Raw genomic sequence first — 19127 nt, forward strand, 5'->3', positions numbered from 1 at the left:
GCAGCATATTGGATTGCATCAGTTCGGTGAACCGGTTGTAGGAGACCGTAACGGGGAACTCGTCCCTTAAATGCTCCTTGACATAATAAAGATAAAAATGTTTGAAGGTCCGGTAACCGCTCATGTGAAAAAGTACGGTAATGGTCAGGATTTCGCTCTGTGACATCCTAAAAGGCCTGTTCCTTTGCTTTTTCCCATCGGAAATGAGCTTCTTTTGGAAGGCGGGCTCAAAAACTTTGCAAAATTCATCTATGGAACAGGAAATTTCAGTAATTTTATCCTTGGAAATCATAAGCGGAAAGTTGGTTAAATATTTGAATTTCAGATACTTAAATATACCTAATTTTCCGCTATTTCTATTGTAAAAACCTTACTTTCTTACGTCGAATTTAGGTTAATAGGAAATAGCCCGTTTTTGTCTTTTTTGTCTCGTCTTTTTTCAAAATAATAATTCATTGATTTTGTACATTTTTTATCTTTTAAAAAGGAGGGGGTTGAATAGTGGGTATATACCAAATTAAAGCCCATTAAAATTCATTAAACTCCATTAAAGAGTATTTCTAATAAATTGATTAACAGGTGTTAATGTATATTAAATTTTATTAAAAAACTAGCTTAGCCCAGGTGGGACCACGAAGTGGTAAGGAAAAGTCTTAGCGAAAGCTAGGACTTTTTTTGTAAAACAAATCCTATTAAAAAACAGGAAATAATTCAATTTGTGAAGGTTACAATTTAACTATGGCAATATGAATTAAGACCTATTGCTTTAACCACACTCTGACAAACTAATTACAACTACCATATAAATACCGTTTGAAAAACGCTAAACCATATTGTTTTTAATACAATCCTTCAGGTTACTTAAACCTTGATGAATACCTTCTTCTTGTACATATACCAAATAAGAATAAAAATCAGTAATGTATTTAATATTGAATATGCAAAAGAGGCATTATATGGGTTGAACACAGAAGTAAGAACATCATTAAACAACCATTCCTTAGGGCTAATTTTACCACCATTAAATGAAATAAATTGATTACTGGTTAATAACTTACCAAAAATACCTGCTACAAAATAAGCTGTCAAAGCATTGGTGCCAAAAGCAATAAAAGGCTTTATTCCTTTTTGATATTTTTGAACATCTAGAAACCAATAGGATGCAGCGAAACAAATAACAGCTATACCAGAAGTAAATAACACATAGGATGATGTCCACAATCTTTTAATCATTGGAAATTCATAGCTAAATGCCCAGCCTAGCATCAAAAATGTACATCCAATTATAAACATCCAGATAAGCTTCACTTCAATTTCAATATTTTTTCTTTCAAGCAAATGACCTATGAAAACACCCATTAATCCAGAAGCTATGGCAGGAATCGTTGTGAAAATCCCTGTTGAATCATATTGTCCTTGTCCATGACTTCCAATATATCCTTCCAATATTAGTCGATCAAACCAAGCCGAAAAATTAGTAATAGGATCTAAATTTGACGGTCCAATACCAGGAACTGGAACATACATCATCATAATATAATACCCTATTAGAAGTCCTCCAAACCAAATTAATTGGCTTTTTTTACTGGCGTATAAAAAAAGAATTGAACAAAACAGGTATACTAAGGCTATTCGCTGTAGCACCCCTGGAATCCTTATTTCGTTAAAATTAAAATTAGGCAATAGGTTAAGAAACAATCCAAGTGAAAAAATAATACATGCTCGCTTTATAGTTTTCCTAAGTAAAAGTTTTTTGGTTGCTCCCTTAGTTAATGCTTTTCCGAAGGCAAGGGCAATAGACACTCCAACAATAAACAAAAAGAAAGGAAATATTAAATCGGTAATTGTACACCCTTCCCAAGTAGCATGCGATAATTGATAATATTTTATTTGCCAACTCCCTGGATCGTTAACCATTATCATTGCCGTAACGGTTACTCCCCTAAAAAAATCTAATGATGTAAGCCTCATATTATTTGTTCTGACACTTTGTTTGGTTTAACGATTAGGCCGCCATAGGCATAATTATTTATTGCAAATCAACCCAAATGGAAAAGAATTAAAACATTCCTTTCTCCATTTGTTTAGATGCATAATTACATGCTCTTGCTGTGAGTGCCATATACGTAAACGAAGGACTCGCATACCCTGAAGAAGGCATACACGACCCATCTGTTACAAAAATGTTAGGTACATCATGGCATTGATTGTATTTATTAAGCACCGATGTTTTTGGGTCATTCCCCATTCTTGCCGTTCCCATCTCATGTGTGGCATCGCCGATTATATGTGAACCTTCATGCACTTTTATATTCTTCACTCCCATAACCCCCAATATTTCAGCAAGTTGAGATTTCATGTCTTTTCTCATTTTCATTTCATTCTCCTTAAATTCGGCTGAAATATGCAATAATGGAAGTCCCCATTTATCTTTTCTGGTAGCATCCAGTTCTACCTTATTATCAACATAGGGCAAACACTCACCATACGCACTAAGCTTCACTTCCCAAGGGCCTGGTTTTGTTAATTTTTCTTTGAATTCGGCCCCTATACCAATTTGTGTAGGGTTTACACCCTGTCTAGCTGCTAAAACAGAAACACCGTAACTTCTGAAATAATCCATTTCTTGCTTTTTTACATTACGAAAGGTAGGAATTACTAAATTCGATGGTCGATGCCCTTTGTATATTTTATCTTCATACCCCTCTAGAATTCCTTCTCCTCCAATATTTTTATGGTGTCCCATTAAGTAGCGTCCAAGTACTCCACTGGAATTTGCCAGTCCGTTTGGAAAACCAGGTGTTTTAGAGTTAAGTAAAATTCCTGTGGAACCTAAAGTCGACGCACATAGAAAAATGACCCTGGCATAGTACTCTTTAGTTTCACCGGTTAGTGCGTCAATTACCTTTAAACCGATTGCCTTATTTTTCTCCGCATCATAAATTACAGACTCTACTATGGCATTGGATTTAAGGGTCAGATTACCGGTTTCTTTAGCTGCTGGAAGCGTAGAACTATTACTGCTAAAGTATGCCCCAAAGGGGCAGCCAGTATGACACATATCCCTTGATTGGCATTCTGACCTACCTTTAAACTGTCCGGGTTTTATTTTGGTTAAATGCGCCACTCTGGTAGGTGTCATCTTTCTGTCTGGATAATGCGCCTCTAAGCGCTCTTTGATCACCTTCTCCGCTGTATTCATTTCAAAGGCAGGAAGAAATTCCCCATCTGGATAATGCGGAATGTTTTCTTTCGTTCCGCATATTCCTATAAATTTTTGAACATAATCATACCAAGGCTTTATATCTTTATACCGGATCGGCCAATCTACTCCATGACCATCCCTAAGATTTGCGCCAAATTCAAGATCACTCATTCGAAAGGCACCCCTGCCCCATATTAAACTCCTACCACCTGTTTGATACCCCCTAAACCATCTAAAAGGCTTATCTGGCGGATTCAAGTATGGGTGTTCCTTATCATTTACAAAGAAATGCTTGCTCGATGCATCAAAATTGTATTTTATACTTTGTATGGGGTACTGCTCTTTATCTTTAAGCGAATCATGGCCATGATATTTATATTCCCAAGGAGCCTTATTTGTTGTTGTATAATCTTCAATATGTTTAACTTCCCGTCCTCTCTCGAGCACCAGTGTTTTATACCCTTTCTCTGTAAACTCTTTTGCGGCCCAGCCTCCAGTCATTCCTGATCCTACAACCAAAGCATCATATGTATTTTTCTCTTCCATAACCGTTACATCCTGTTTCCTATAGTTATTTTATCCTCTTTGTTAAGTGCCACTTCCCCTTGATATGGACCTGGCACCGGATTATAATTTAGATTGCTTATGGCCCCCTCTTTTGTAGAAAAGTAAGTCTTTATGGTCAGCACCTTAAACGAAAAATAAAAAGGGACCAAATCACCATATTCCTTACTCATAATATCTTCATCAACTTGCTTTAAATAACTAAATTGCTCCTTTTCTGTAAGTTTTAAGAAGCTTTTCCCTGTATTTGATTCACAAGATTCATCAAATTGCAGCAATCCTTTTAAGAACTTTTGTTGAACGTCTACTTCAAATACATCTTTGAGCAATAGATCTATAAAATAGTTAACCTTAACATCTGACGCACTTGGAGTTGTTGTACTAGGTATAATTGCATCCGCAATTGACTTTATTAACTCATTTTGATACTCATCTAAAACCAATAAGGTGTTAGTTTTTGAAACTTCTTCCTGACAGCTTTGCAAGGCTGTCAATAGTGTGGGGGCTAAAAAAGCCGACTTCAGCATCCACGATATATTAACCAGTGCTTCTCTTCGTTCCATATCTATCTTCTATTAGTTTCCTCTTTTGCTAGTTTGGTGTTAGGGGCCTTATACATTACTATCCGATCCCTAGTGCTTTAGTGCCACATTTCTTGCAGCAGCCTAAAAAGTTTGCTACACTTTTAGGTATAGTTTTTTACTCTAACCATGTAAGTAATTTAGATACTATAAGCTGGTTTTCATTCACATTATTACTTATAACCATATTATTGTCATCTCCTTTTTTCTTGTATACTTCTAAAGGAAATTTCAAGCTATATTCAATTTTTGATTTACTTGCCGGCTTTCCGTCACCAGACTTGGGATCAACTATAAGTACCTTACGCGGATACAGCGAGGCCATTAAGTCGGGCAAGTCATATTTTTCTATCGCTCCCGAAACGGTGTGCGGAATATAAGAAGAGTTATACAGTTTTGTGGTTGCAATGTCTATGTAGCTAAGGAAAGGGTAGATCAGCGCGACCTTCTTTATGTTTTTATTAAACGCAGCCGCATGAAGTAGTTCGCTACCCAGTGCGCCATTGGAAATGGCAGCAATGTTAGTAGTGTTCAATTCGTTTTCGGCAAAATGTAAGACTCTTAAAATATCTTCCGTTCTCAGCCCTACAAAAGAATTTCCTGTTAGATTGGCACCAAACCATTGGTTGTAAGAGACTTCATTAATATAGGAATCTCCTTTTAGATATCCAGGACCAAGCTCTCCAATTCCGGGTAAATCGGCGACCAATACGGTGTATCCTTTGTTTAGAATCCCAGATACTATGCTGTCTTGCTGAATAGCATGTTCTAAACCTTTTGTGTCAAAATATAGTACCACTTCATTTTTTGTATTTGTTAGTGGTTTTAATAAGGCTACTGGAAGCTTGTAATCACCACTACCGGATACCAAGTACTTTTCAAGTATGCGGTTGTCTATGTTTCTTCCAGAGAAGATGGTGTTTCCGTACTTGCTAGGCGCTTCAAACCCGGAGATTTGTTTCGCATCCACTATAATTTTGTTGAGGTGTGCACTATAATCGCTCCGTTGCTTTAATAGGGATGCTTCTTGTTTATCAACCTTGGCCTTATTCAGTGAAAATATGGTCTCTTTATTAAAAGAGGTATTTAGCTGGCCTGTTTTGGTTATTTGGAGTTCTTTGACTGTAGGAATCGTAACTTCCATATCTACATTAGATCCAGGGTTGTCCAATTCTTTCTGAAAAAAGGCATACATGGCTTCCCTGTTCTTTTTAGTTGATTGATGTATCGCATCATCTTCGATCATTGAAAGGTTTTGTGGTTTCCCTAAGGCGGCATAAGTAGTTTTGACTTCTTGAAAAGTTTCTCGTGTGCCTTGTATGCTGAAAAAATCGCGGGTGGTACTAATTATAAAGGTTGGTTTCGGGGCTCTTGCTTGAATGAAATCTGCATGGTCAAGTCCTTTTCCGACCATTTGATATAGATTTTGCTCGGCACATTGCGGGCCTCTAGATCGGTATAGGTATTCGTAGCTTGTAATATAACATTCTGGCGCAGTGGCAAGGACTCTATCATCTAAGGCGCCTATATAGGCCGTTAGGTTTCCACCGCCAGACCTTCCGGTCATGCCCAGTCTATTAGGGTCCACTTCTTTTCTAGTGAGGAGGTAATCGATGCCTCTAATAACGTCCCAAATAAAATAGCATGCAGTAGAATACCCAGAAATTAAACATTGAGCTCCAGCATACGAATGCTCGTGATCTGGAATCGGTAAAATGGATTGGTTTAATTGTTCATCCCAATATTCGTAACGTTCGCCTTGCCCCATGGGGTCGATTGTAAATACCACAAACCCTTTTTTGACCAAATTGATAATAATATGCTGGTATATTTCTACCCTGAACCCTTCTCGTGAATGGCCGCACGCATAAAATATTGTAGGTGCATTTTTTTTAACGCCATCTGGGACGTATAGGGCACCTGTAATAAAATTATTCGGAACCGATTCGTAGATGATTTTTTCAATTCTAAATCCATCTTTATTTAAAACATCGGTAATTTGGACATTCAAGGGTGTTTTTTCTGGAAATGGACCAGCGGCCTCCAACAGTTTGTTTTTTACGATGGATTGCCTTTCTAGCCAGTCTTCGGGGGATTGTAGGTTGCTAGCTTCACTTTTTGTTTGTTCCAGCTGGCCATACGCTATAGAGCTAAAGTGTTTGAATAGGGAATTTTCAATGTCTGAATACGATTTCCAGTACTCAAAAAAGCTTAAATCTTCTTGAGCACCAACCTGTTGTGTTAGAATACAGAAAAGGAGTAAGAATTTGACAGCGTATTTCATGGTACGTGACTTTAATTGCATTAAAAGATTATTTAACCGTTGTTAGAGCCAGGAGAACTACAAACAATGGGTAAGGAGCCTATGTTGTAATCTGTTCTCATAGTATACTTGCTTACTTTGTTTTTGGTGATCCGTGCCAAACACTAGATCCAAATGTAGTTAGAAATATCTTTTCTGTATTATTTTCATCAATTATTACACGGTGTCCCCAGTGAAAATCATAGTCTTTGATCTTATTCCATGTTTTTCCATAATCATCGCTCCTATACGCACCCTGATTAAAGGTGTTGCAATAAATTCGCCCTGGATGATAAGGGTCTACGGTTACGTCATAGACATATTGATTTTCATCAAAAATTTGCTTCCAAGTATCTCCTCCGTCTTCAGATACTAAGATACCTCCGTCTAAGTCCATTAATTCATTACCGCCAGTGGCATTGGCAAGTGAACCGCCAATTAGATCACTTAAATGAATATCTGACCAAGAACCTAGATAAAGCCTATTTGGATTTTCGGGATCAAAAGTGAGTCCGTTAGGAAATTTAACCTTATCGCCAAGGTCTAGTGCTTGCCAAGAATCCCCCCCATCGATAGACTTGTATAGATTGCCCATAAATACCTCCCTACCAGCTTTTTCGTCCTTATGTTGTGGTATGGGTGAGGTAATTAAAAATAAAGTTCCATCGTCTTGAATTGTAAGTTCAAAAGCGGCTAAACTGCCTTCAATACCGTTGTTGTGAAGCTTCCAAGTTTTTCCATCATCAATAGATTTATAGACCCCTTTTCCATAGGCTGTTATGTAAAGTGTTCTATTGTTTACAGGAGAGTTTTTGTCCAGTACAATTGAAGTGGTTGGCGTGTCAGGGCCAAGACCTTCTATAGTGGGTGTCCAAGATTTACCCCCATCAACAGAAACTGCTACCCCTCCTTTATAGTATTTTTCCTTCCATTTGGGATTTCTCGTCATTTTCCCTCTAGGAAAATCGTGTAATCCGGACCAAACTGACCAAACTTTATCTTTTACTTCTGGATCAAAAGCCATCCAATAACAGGTATTTTGCCATTCAATAGGGATACCCTTGGTGGATCTAAACCAGCTTTTTCCTCTATCGTACGAATGGTGGTAGCCTATATCTGTAAAGCTAATCGCAATATGATCCTGATCAAAGGGATCGAAATGGACACCATAGCTGGTGGTGACATTAACACCACGACTTTTAACGCTTCCATCTTTTTGCTTACTACTATATATCTCCGTCCATGTTTTTCCTCCGTCCATGGTTTTCATGGTGCGATACCAATCTGTAATTACTGCCACATCTGAATTGATAGGAGAAACACCCACATCTATAATAAGAATAAACTCGCCCCCAAAAGCTTCTTGCACCCATGAATCGGTTAAGTTAGGGGCATCTTTACCGTCGCGTACACCGTATTGCCCAATGCCGCCACCACCTTTCCAGACCCAATTCCATGATTTTCCTTGATCTTCAGACTTTAGGGTTCCATACCAGTGGGACAGTCCATTGTCTTGGGTTTTTTCCTTATAAGACAAGGAAACCGCATACACATTTTCGGCATCGTTTTCTGACGCGGATATACTTTTATACGTTGGGGCTATTGATTGTAAATTATTAAATGTGGGATCTTTGCTCAGTTGCCAAGTAAGGCCTAAGTCGTTGCTTGTCCATAACGAGGTTTTGGCTACGGCATCTGGTCTGCTGTCATTACCCGCATTGTTTTGTAAAGCATAGAAAATAAAATCTCCGGTATCTTTTATGTTGCCTCCGGTATAGGAAAAGGCCGGTTTCATTTCATTTGGGATGGGATAGGTGTTAGGTGTCCATGTGCCCTTATTTATTTTAATGACGTTATTTGTTGTAAAAAGATATACTGCATCATTCAGATATTGGGCATTTGTGTATATGAATTTAATGTCATCCTCCAGTTCTATTCTATTCCATACTTCGCCCTTATCGGTTGAATAAAAAAAAGCTTCTTTAACACTGAAATAAATGGTGCCCGGATCATAAGGGTCTGCTTTAATATTTTTTATTCTTATTCCTTGTCCAATACTGGCGTATAAAGAGTTTTCCTTTACTTTTATGGAATAATTGGCATGGTCCCCCATAAAAACTTCATTAATAATATCCTCTTGTTTCGGGAAAATCCTTTCCCATGTTTTGCCGCCATTTTCTGACCTATTTAGAGTCGATGCGCCAATATAAACCGTGTTTTTATCTAAGGGGTCATAGGCGAACGAAGTGGAACCATTTGGATAATTTATTTGTGCATATGATTCTCCCCCGTCGTTGGTTAAGTATGCGCCTGTCATATCGCAGCGTATTAGAAAATCATCAGTGCTTGCGTATGAAAATGTGGGTAAAAAAGTTGAGCCTCCACCACCTGGCCCCATATGAGTCCAGTTTGTCGAGGTCACATTATCTAAGGTTTTATTTTTATCAACAGTAGAATCAACACATGATAGGAATGCTGTTTGAAATAAAATAATACTGGCTATTTTGTGAATAAATCTCATACTTCTAATTTTTATCTTATTTTAATTTGCCCCATGGGATACCAACCTTCGTCATTGATGCCCTCCATAACTAATTTAACACGAAAATCAGTCGATACAGGACCACAATAGTTATTTCAATTTAAAATTTCGGCTAGGTTTATTGATTAAAAAGGAGATTGCTTTAGAGAATAAAGGTTGGTTATAAGAATAGCCAACCTATATTCAACTAACTACTAACTAAAACAAACTGCACTAAAACTTTTCTTAATTTTAAAGCGGATTATTGTCTGCTATTTCTTTCTGTGGAACGGAAAATTCAATAATTGGCTCCATTTGTATCCCGTATGTATTTAATTTTAACGGTCACTTTTCATGCCTTATACTACTTGGCAGAATTTTCAGACCGTTTAATTTTGAGGAACCTCCAATACCATAATTTGACTAAGGGATTCTCCTTCGCCCATCACAATATATTTACCATCTTCCGAAGATGTAACAGTTTCTATATTAAAGGACCTCCAACTAATTCCCTGCTCAATGCCTGGCGCTACCATTGTAAATTTGGGGTTTCCAAAATCATAAAATCCATAATCTGAATCGTACCTAAATAGGTGGGCGTAGCCCGGTGTGCCACCTGCAACTCCATATAGTTTACCATTTCTTCCAAAACTTAGTCCCTTCAAGCGATTCAATGTAATTGGCTTACCTAGGTTTTTTACCACACCTGTAGTAGGATTCAACGTAAACAATTGTCCATCGCCAGAATTGCCTCCATAAAGAATACCCTCTTTGTCTTTAGCCCAAGAATCAACTCTGCCAAGGATGTTTCTTTTCCATACAACAGGCAACGTATTATCAAGTATCTTAAAACTTTCGGTACTTGGATCAAAGGAGAATAGTTTATTCATGGGAGCACTGCCATAAATTTTCCCATCATTGCCTTGTGTCAAGCTTCTGGATAGATAATCTTGAGGACGTAGATCATACGTTTTATATTCTTTAAGATCATATTCAGAAGGAATAATGGCATCAAATATTTTGGTCTTGCCACTTGCATTATCATACGCAAATAAATGCCCCTTAGGATAACTTATTCCATAAATTTTTGTTCCATCCGTGTCGCCGACCAAGGTAAAAATGCCTTCACCCTGTACTGGAACACCAAGGTCTTTTATTTTTAATGCGCCACTTTTATTAATTGAGATTTGGAAGAGATGTCCACCATCGGTATTGTTTTCCTTGGAATTGGACATACTTCCGCAATACAGTAAACCATTCTTGCCTTTTCCAAAACCCGACTGAATACTTTCTTGTCCCAGTACCAAGCTACCGATATCCTTGAAATCTATTGGCATTTTTTGACTTAATGAGGCAGTAAATATAAAGGGGGAAAGTCCCTCACTGGCAGTTGTACCACCTATTATATAATCACCAGATACATGTAGTGAGGTAATAGAATTTCTATAAATGGGCAGTCTTTTTAAGTCGGTATTTTCTAAAGAAAGCTCGATGGCAAAGCCATTTGGTTTTTTATTCTCTTGTGTGTGTACATTCATTGAACAAAAGAAGACCAATAACAACAATGATACTCTTATTTTATTTTTCATTTAATAAAGTATTTAGAATTTGAGATCCTTGTCAGGATTAAATTTGATCATAAAGGGAGTAGAATTATGGTTGTCACCCTTTCTGCCGGCAAAGTAGATATTCCCGTCTTCATCGTGAACATCTGCACCAGTTGCTTCATGTACTACCGATGTAGGATATTGGATCAATACTTTCCGTTCCCGTGTCTTGGGGTCAAATTCAATAAACAACGTAGTATTTTTAACGGCTTCGATGCCATGTCCACCTACAAAATAATAGAGCTTTCCGTTTTTCCCCATCGCTAGATTAGGGACATAATAGTTCCATTTTTCTTTTCCTTCAGCATTGTATACCCCACCTAAATCTTCCACTTTTCCGAACCCGTTTTCTTGGGGGTGATAAGCTATTATTTTCCCGCCATAGGTAATTAAATAAACAATGTTGTTAGCGGTATCCTTGGCATAGGCGGTAATTCCTGTTATTATTGAATAGCCTGGTGTTCCGGGAAAGGCTGGCAGGCTTTCCTTGGCAAAAATGAGCTTTTCCTCGCTCTTCTCATATTTGACAAGTCGCTGCCTCCAATCTACATAGTAACAATTGCCCCAAGTATCTGTAAATAGTACTCTAGGGACATGTCCTGAACCCAATCTGCCTAAATCCTTTAAATCGTTCTTTTTAGCGTCATAGATGAGAAAATGAACTTGCGGAAAGGTAGTACCGTACAAATTCCCTGTTTCTATATCAATATCCAGGTCTTTGGTACTCTCATATTGTAGTCCCATGCCTAAATTGGTTAATTTCTTATTTTCTGGATTCCATTTCATAAAATACCCACCTACATAACCCAGAGGGCCATCCATAAAATACAAATGCCTATAATCTCCTCCATCTGTCGAGAAATAAACAATACCTTCTTTATCAAATACTATTTTTGAATGAATTTTTCCCTGCCATTGAAACGGTCTTAAATTGGCCATATCTCCAATAAACCCATTCAATTTCATTTCGTTACTGGCAATATCAAATTCATAGAGGCCAACTTTATTCAAATGATTGGTTACGCCTATATAAACTTTGTTATATACTGGATTGTAACCAATATCTCCCCATGTGGAGTGAGCTTCTGGAAAATCAGGGTAACTGATAAACTCGGGATTGTTTCTTATTTCCATTAACTGCTCTTGTCCGTAGGTATTTATTCCAACTGTAAGCAACAGAAATATAACCATCGCTCTCTGGTGGATGTACATGTATTCATAATAAAAAAACAATAGTCCTCCTTTTCTTTTTTTCGTCATTTCCATTTTTTTAAACAAAAAACCAATTTAATTCTAGATTTCAAGTAATCCTGCCATGCTATCATTTATCCGGCAACACTACACTCATTATTTCCTGTGACAACATTTTCAAGGCTCCCACCTTTAAACCACTGATATGCTGAAAAGCATAGTAAAAAGATCCTTCCCAATTATTTATGGGTAAAAAAAACAAGGCTTTCTTTATATCTGCCAGATTATTTTCTAGATTAAGAATTATACCCCCTCATTTACAAATGTTCCAACCATAATATACTATAGCTACCAGTGTGACACCAGTAAGCTAACCTTGTTTTTATTCAATACCAACTTCAGGTCTATATCTTCAAATTTGATTTTTCCTATATTGAGATAGTGTCCTTTTTTAGTCATTACCTATAATCAAAAGGTCTTGATGGCCGTTATTGTTCCTGATAGTAACCTTTGATACATTGCAGCAATAAGGGCAATGGACAAAGTTGATTTGCCCTTCTACATATATCATGTTCCGAAAATCTGGGAGAGACTTTACTAGGGCTATTTCAATAAACAAAAACTTGCTGCAATCCATTAGGAAAATAAGTCGCTAAAAAAACCATCAAAAAAGTTTTAATCTTGGCATATTTCTGGGGAATAAAAATAACTTCCAACGGATTATTTTTCCTAGAAATTTATTCAATTCTAAAAGTTTAAAATCCAATGTACATTTTCTTATGAAAACAAAAACAATGATACCTTTCATTTGAAAAATTGCCCATGTACAAAAAGGAATGTACATTGGATTCGTATATTTCTATCCTTTATTTAATTCTTATCCCACCATAAGGGTGTGGTAATTAAATCGGGCCCTCCTAATAAATTTATGGCCTCCTCAACAGCCTCACCATTGGACTGCTTTTCATATAAAAGGAAAGGTACCCTTCTAATCCATTCGGTGGTTGGATCAGTAATTTCAATATTATCGGAATTGGCTACAGGGTATAAAGGCAATCCACGACTACGTCTATATTCAGCCCAGGCCTCTACACCATCGGGAAATAAAGCAAGCCATTTCTGTAAAAATATTTGTTGGTACTGCACGTCCTCATCGGTCGTATCGAACTTTACTGGAATATTACCTACAGCTGGTGAATCAAGAAAATCATTGGGAGCTACAGGAGTAGCATTGCTGTTAATGTAGGTATCTATGACCGTAGCATCAGTAACTCCCCATTGCATCAATGAGTTTTCGATTCCTTTTTTATACAATTCTTCGGCAGATCCGCCCATTTCCCAGCCTAATAAAACGCCTTCAGCCCTTAGAAAGTAAGCTTCGGCAGAAGACATTACATTCAATGGGGTAGAAAAGTAGTCGTCTATGCCACCTGAAACCGGAGCGGTCCAACGAGGGCCAACATGTGAATTTGATTTGGCAACATTCATTGCATCTGACAATTGTTCCACGCTTAATCCATTTCTTAGGCCATCATATTGACCCGTATTGACTGCTGGCAAAAAGTACTCAGGAGTTCTGGGGTCATCATATCCTACCAAAGTAGATTCCATTGCAGCACTCATTCTAAATTCATTCCATTCAGACATTTGTGAAATAGGATTTATGTCAATGGTATTTTGTTGAATTAATGCATCATCATCCGGGCTTGTTTCAAGAACAGTGTTCGAAAATGCTTCTTCCCCCTGAACTTTAGCCAATGTTGGATTGGTTTTGGATATTCTTATGGCCAATCTCAGTCTTAAGGTATTGGCAAACTTAATCCACTTAGTAATATCCCCTTCATACATTAAGTCATAAGACCCAAAGGGTCTCTGATCACTTGGCAATGCCTTAAGCACCGCTTCAGCCCTGTCCAACCTTTCAAAAAAGTCATTATAAATGCTTTCTTGGCTGTCATATGGAATGCCGGTGCTTGCTTCACCAGCTTTTGAATACGGGATAGGCCCCCAGTAGTCTGTAACCCTGTGAAATGCAAAAACCCACCATATTTCAGCAAGTGCATGTTCAGCTGAGCCTACTTCCGCATTATCCAAAATAGTCTGTAACTGCGGCATTACTTCCACATAAATAGGGTTAAAGGCATTTCGAAGCCAATCCATTCGTATAACCAATCTATCAGTTGGGAAATAGGAGGTTACGTTGGCAAAATATTGTGCGTATTGAGCAGCAAATAAGTTTTCCGGAGTTTGTCCTCCAATAGGAACACCCGTAAGTGCTTTTGAGAATAGAAACGGCAACTCGGAGGCGCCTACTGTGGCAATCGAGTTTGCGTCCGTATTAATTTCAGTATAATCATCAGTGCAAGCGGTATGTAGTACAAGACTAAAGGCTACCAAAAGGCACATACTTAATTTTATTGTTATCTCTTTCATGATTATTTTTTTAAAATATTAGATTAAGATTAAATCCAAAACTCTGTGTTGAGGGAATTGCACCATATTCGGTTCCATCTGCATACTTGCCCATATCAGGGTCAAACCACATCTTCCGTTTCTCCAGGCCTGGAATATCCAATAGGGAACTGCCTCGATATATCCAAAATAGATTACGAGCGATAAGCGAAAAACTGGCTTTTTTAATGAATAGATTAGAGGGTAACGGAATGTCATATCCTAATGATACTTCTCTTAATCGAACGTTAGAGGCATCATAGGCGAAGAATTCTCCAACTCCTGAGCGTTTGCCGGATACGGTTTGCCAAAATTGCTGAGCGGAAATGGTTGCAGAAACAGGATTTCCATCCAAATCAACACCTCCTAAATTCCATCCACCTTCTCGATAATCGGCAGTGGCCTCTGTAATACCGCTGAAAGACAAGTTCTGTTCGGTATTTGAAACCATGACGCCTCCAAATTTTCCATCAACCAGCATCCTCAAGGAAAAATCCTTGTATTTGAAAGTATTGGTTACCCCAAATATTTTATCTGGATTGGCATTACCTATTACTTCTGGATCTAGACCGGATTGACTGGTAATAAATGGAAGACCGGCAGCAGTAACTATAAAGTTGCCATTTTCATCTCTTTGCCATTGGTCAGCTATCAAATCATTGTAGCTACCACCAATTTTTGCTTGGGGAACAGCCCCAAAATTACCAAAACTACCCAAGTAAATAGTATCAAGGTCATCTGTTAAACTTATAACCTTACTTCCGTTGAATGAAAAATTCAGATCAATTTCCCAACTGAAATCTTCAGTAAATATGGGAAAACCATTCAACACCATTTCCAAACCTTCGTTCTGAATATTACCGGCATTAATATATCTCTGAGAGTAGCCAGTGGCAACAGGTAGTGAAATTCTAATTAGTTGGTTGATCGCGTTGCTCTTATAATAGGCAAGTGATATCCCAGCTCTGTTATTAAAGAACCTTGATTGTAATCCGGCTTCCCAGTTTTTTACAATCTCTGGCTTTAGATTTGGAAAAGGAAGCACATTGCTTCTGCTTAAGTATCCATTACCAGCACCTTGGCTGTAATTATAAGAAGAGGAAAGCAGTCCAAACTGTCCGCCATTACCTACCTCGGCATATGTTACATAAGCCTTTAGGAATGATATAGATTCAGGTAGTTCTATTAAATCGGACAAGACTCCTGAAAGCCCCGAAGAAAAATATTGAAATGAGTGTGGAGCAGGGAGACGTGAATCCCAATCGTTTCTAAAACTACCATTAAGAGTTATGGCATTATCTTTAAAGGATAAATTGACATCTCCAAAAACAGATTGCGTTTGTATTTGAGTTTGCGTTGAATTAAACTGTGGATTGGTAGCAAAATTTAAACTGAATTTATTGGCTACATTTAATCCATCGGCTATATCATTTTTTACCCCAAACTGTCTGTCTTGATATATGGCGCCAACAGAATAATCTACACTAAAATCTTTACTTATTTTATTATTCCCTTGGAGGATTAGATCAAACCATTTTTGAATGCCTGTAATGCCCGACTCACGATAATACCCGCCTTTATTCCTTGCGAATAAAACGGTACCAACATTTGTCTTTTGTTTTTCTTCTTCAAAAGACTTGGACAAATTAGCTCTTCCTGCTACACTTAACCAGTCTGTTATATCGAGTTTAGCAGATATAAATCCAGACAATTGATCCTTCTTTCCTTCAAGAATATCCTTATTTGTTATCCAATATGGGTTTTGATAGTTAGAGGCCAATGTTGATGGCCACGGAGTGGGCATATAAACACCAACATTATCCAATTCTTGATAATTTCTGGCATCAGCATCACTAACATTCCTAGGTATTTGATATATATTCATAACAGGCGTATTATTAGCTTCACCTGCTCTGGTTTTATTTTCAATAATCTGGGTCAGATAACTCACTTTAGAATCAATTGTAATTCTATCTCCAATTTTATTTGATATCCTGAAATTGAAATTATGACTTGTCAAATTATTTGATGGAATAATACCTTGGATATCTTTTTTGGTGTAAGACAAAAACGTTTGTGCTTTTTCCAAACCACCAGAGACGCTTATGGAGTTAGTGGAGCTAATTCCATTACTAAAGAAGTCTTCTATATTATTGGGTTGAGCCGAATAGGGTCTTGATTCACCCAAATAATTTACATATTCCTGACCTTCCATTTTAGCCCCCCAACTTTCTCCGGATGCGGCATTTAAGACACCAGCACTTCCTTGGCCATAAATGTTTTGAACCATGGGCAATGCAAAAGGCGATTCAACAACAAGGCTCGAATTTACATTTACGGATACATCGCCACCCTTTGACCCTTTCTTTGTGGTTATTATTATAGCTCCATTTCCTGCTTGACTCCCATACAAAACACCTGCAGAAGCCCCAGGAAGGACACTTACCGACTCAATATCATCTGGATTTATATTAGATGTTGAATTGTTGTCGATGTTTGGTACCCCATCAACTACTATCAACGCTGAGTTGCTACCTGAAAGGGAACGAGAACCCCGGAGTATAATTTCAGATTCACTACCGACACCCCCAGCACTTTGTGTAATTTGTGCATTGGCAATCTTACCCTGAAAAGAGTTTATGAGATTATTTGGATCCCTGACACCAGTTAATTCAGAAGATTCAACACTTTGCGTGGCATAAGTTAGCGACTTTTTCTGTCTCCTTATCCCCAAAGCAGTAACGACTACCTCCTCCAAGCCTGAGGTACTTTCTACCAAATTTATGGTAATGGTGGTTTGCCCACCAAGATTAACTTCTTTAGTGGCAAAACCAAGATAGGACACCACTAAAACGGCAGTTTCACTTGCTACTGAAATGGAAAAATTACCGTCAAAATCGGCTTGTGTACCATTAGTTGTTCCCTTTTCAATAATATTGGCACCTGGTAAAGGTTGTCCATCAACATCCAAAACCGAACCAGACACAGTAAAAGTTTGCAAATCAGCGCTTGTGGGCTCCGTTGCAATTATGACTATTTTATTGTCCTTAAAATTTAATTTAAAATCCTTACCCGAAAAACATGTTTCAAGTAATTTATTGGCACGGATTGTGCCTTTTTTAAGGTGAACTTTAGGTGTATCCTTAAATAGATTTTCTTCGTATATAAACGTGTATTCTGTTTGATTTCTTAATAAGTCGAATACCACATCAATGGATACCACCTGATCCTTGTCAATATGAATTTTAGTGTTCTGTGAGAAAATATCACTAGAAGTAAATCCAAAGGCAGTGGAACAAAGCAAAAAAATGAATGTCCTCATAATGAACTTTAGTAGCTCTTTCCGCTGATGGAAAATAGCGTTAGTAAATTTAATTTTCATAAATTTGAGTATTAGTTGGTTAATATTATTAATCAATTGATGCAAAGAGGGGACAAAAGCACAGTACTGTCCAGGTATAAACTTTGTTCCCTTTCTTTATTTTATTATAATTTTTTTGTTCTTTATTTCATAGGCCTTTATGGAATTAGTAGTTAAGATACTGTTTAATATTTCTTCGATTGCTTCTTCTTTCTTCAATACGCCATTAAATTTCACATATTTAAGATCAGGTGTTGAAAACGCTATATCCACGTCATACCAGCGTGATAATACCATGGCAATTTCCTGTAAAGATTTGCCTTTAAAACTAAAGATTCCCTTTCTCCATGCAATCTCCTGACCTACATTTGTAGGGTTGATACTGATAGTATTGTTTTTAAGGTCTAATTTGGACTGCTCATTGGGTTTTAGCACCTGAGTAGATGTAGCAGTACTTATAGTTACCATACCCTCTACCAGCGTGGTATAGATATTAGTTTCGTCTTTATAGGCTTTGACATTAAACTCGGTTCCCAGAACCTCTATCTCCTGGGATACGTTTAAAACTCTAAACCTTGCTCCAAGATGTTCCGTACTTGGAGAAACTTCAAAATAAGCTTCTCCATAGACCAATTCTACAATTCTTGTTTTTCCCTCCACAAAGGCAACAGGATACTTTAACTGACTATCAGAGTTAAGCCAAACCAATGTTCCATCTGCCAATTTTATATGAAATTGCCCCCCTCTAGGAATCGTCAAGTAATTATATGCTATCTCAGTAGTTATTTTATTGGAGGAATCATATACCAATTCTTCCCCATTACTTTTTATATTTTTAGTTTGTATTGTTTTTCCTTTTTCCAAATCTATACTTGTACCATCTTCCAAAGTAAGGATGGCCTTGTCCGTCCCTGTTTGGATACTATTTACTATCTCTGCTGGGGTCTCTGTTTTAGGGACTAAAGTATCCGACCCATTATCAATTACCTTATTTTGGAAAAGATACCCAATACCCAGAATCATAAGAATTACTGCAGCATATCGTACAATATTTCGGACTTTGCGCATTTTATGAGCCCTTTTTTCCCGCTCGATAAATTGTAGTAACTGTTTTTTGGAACCTTCCGCGCGAAATTTTTTCACATTCAAATCGATTACATGGTTGATTTTTACAAATTTCTTGAATTCCTCTTTATTGGCAGGGTCATCAATCCATTTAGAAAGCTGATCCAACTCAGAGAGGGACGCTTGTCTAGTAAAGTATTTTGCAATTAGATTTTGAATTTTTATTGACATTCTAAATTGATCTACATTATTTAAACGCATTAATTTTAAGCAACCCTT

General features: G+C 37.4%; 10 protein-coding genes and 1 pseudogene. All 11 read right to left on the minus strand.

Annotation, left to right across the window (positions count from 1 at the left end; genetic code table 11):
• A pseudogene (locus MWU78_RS13655) lies at positions 1 to 292 on the minus strand (IS982 family transposase); the annotation flags it as partial.
• Positions 293 to 861: 569 nt separating this feature from the next.
• Positions 862 to 1971: a heparan-alpha-glucosaminide N-acetyltransferase domain-containing protein gene (locus tag MWU78_RS13660; protein WP_281503847.1), complete on the minus strand. Its 1110-nt coding sequence runs from the start codon at positions 1969 to 1971 to the stop codon at positions 862 to 864.
• A gap of 88 nt (positions 1972 to 2059) precedes the next feature.
• Positions 2060 to 3751: a GMC family oxidoreductase gene (locus MWU78_RS13665; RefSeq protein WP_246998623.1), complete on the minus strand. Its 1692-nt coding sequence runs from the start codon at positions 3749 to 3751 to the stop codon at positions 2060 to 2062.
• Positions 3752 to 3756: 5 nt separating this feature from the next.
• The gene (locus MWU78_RS13670) at positions 3757 to 4332 is read right to left on the minus strand and encodes a gluconate 2-dehydrogenase subunit 3 family protein (protein ID WP_246998625.1); all 576 of its coding nucleotides are present in this window, start codon (positions 4330 to 4332) and stop codon (positions 3757 to 3759) included.
• A 136-nt stretch (positions 4333 to 4468) separates the two neighbouring features.
• The gene (locus MWU78_RS13675) at positions 4469 to 6655 is read right to left on the minus strand and encodes an acetylxylan esterase (RefSeq protein ID WP_246998627.1); all 2187 of its coding nucleotides are present in this window, start codon (positions 6653 to 6655) and stop codon (positions 4469 to 4471) included.
• A 91-nt stretch (positions 6656 to 6746) separates the two neighbouring features.
• Complete coding sequence (locus tag MWU78_RS13680) at positions 6747 to 9173, minus strand: sialidase family protein (protein WP_246998629.1); 2427 nt, start codon at positions 9171 to 9173, stop codon at positions 6747 to 6749.
• 389 nt (positions 9174 to 9562) lie between these two features.
• A complete protein-coding gene (locus tag MWU78_RS13685) occupies positions 9563 to 10762 on the minus strand; it encodes a hypothetical protein (protein WP_246998631.1) in 1200 nt (399 codons plus the stop codon).
• Positions 10763 to 10774: 12 nt separating this feature from the next.
• Complete coding sequence (locus MWU78_RS13690) at positions 10775 to 12040, minus strand: hypothetical protein (protein ID WP_246998633.1); 1266 nt, start codon at positions 12038 to 12040, stop codon at positions 10775 to 10777.
• 801 nt (positions 12041 to 12841) lie between these two features.
• A complete protein-coding gene (locus MWU78_RS13695) occupies positions 12842 to 14404 on the minus strand; it encodes a SusD/RagB family nutrient-binding outer membrane lipoprotein (protein ID WP_246998635.1) in 1563 nt (520 codons plus the stop codon).
• 10 nt (positions 14405 to 14414) lie between these two features.
• The gene (locus MWU78_RS13700) at positions 14415 to 17744 is read right to left on the minus strand and encodes a SusC/RagA family TonB-linked outer membrane protein (protein WP_246998637.1); all 3330 of its coding nucleotides are present in this window, start codon (positions 17742 to 17744) and stop codon (positions 14415 to 14417) included.
• 156 nt (positions 17745 to 17900) lie between these two features.
• Positions 17901 to 19109 carry a FecR family protein gene (locus MWU78_RS13705; RefSeq protein ID WP_246998639.1) on the minus strand — a complete coding sequence of 403 codons (1209 nt, stop codon included), beginning with the start codon at positions 19107 to 19109 and terminating at the stop codon, positions 17901 to 17903.
• Positions 19110 to 19127: the final 18 nt, after the last annotated feature.

Source organism: Arenibacter sp. F26102, from assembly GCF_023015865.1.
In the GTDB taxonomy this organism is placed as follows: domain Bacteria; phylum Bacteroidota; class Bacteroidia; order Flavobacteriales; family Flavobacteriaceae; genus Arenibacter.

Excerpts from the sequence above, each read along its gene's own strand:
- MWU78_RS13660 (WP_281503847.1), bottom strand. The coding sequence starts at position 1,971 with ATGAGGCTTACATCATTAGATTTTTTTAGGGGAGTAACCGTTACGGCA.
- MWU78_RS13665 (WP_246998623.1), bottom strand. The coding sequence starts at position 3,751 with ATGGAAGAGAAAAATACATATGATGCTTTGGTTGTAGGATCAGGAATG.
- MWU78_RS13670 (WP_246998625.1), bottom strand. The coding sequence starts at position 4,332 with ATGGAACGAAGAGAAGCACTGGTTAATATATCGTGGATGCTGAAGTCG.
- MWU78_RS13675 (WP_246998627.1), bottom strand. The coding sequence starts at position 6,655 with ATGCAATTAAAGTCACGTACCATGAAATACGCTGTCAAATTCTTACTC.
- MWU78_RS13680 (WP_246998629.1), bottom strand. The coding sequence starts at position 9,173 with ATGAGATTTATTCACAAAATAGCCAGTATTATTTTATTTCAAACAGCA.
- MWU78_RS13685 (WP_246998631.1), bottom strand. The coding sequence starts at position 10,762 with ATGAAAAATAAAATAAGAGTATCATTGTTGTTATTGGTCTTCTTTTGT.
- MWU78_RS13690 (WP_246998633.1), bottom strand. The coding sequence starts at position 12,040 with ATGACGAAAAAAAGAAAAGGAGGACTATTGTTTTTTTATTATGAATAC.
- MWU78_RS13695 (WP_246998635.1), bottom strand. The coding sequence starts at position 14,404 with ATGAAAGAGATAACAATAAAATTAAGTATGTGCCTTTTGGTAGCCTTT.
- MWU78_RS13700 (WP_246998637.1), bottom strand. The coding sequence starts at position 17,744 with ATGAGGACATTCATTTTTTTGCTTTGTTCCACTGCCTTTGGATTTACT.
- MWU78_RS13705 (WP_246998639.1), bottom strand. The coding sequence starts at position 19,109 with ATGCGTTTAAATAATGTAGATCAATTTAGAATGTCAATAAAAATTCAA.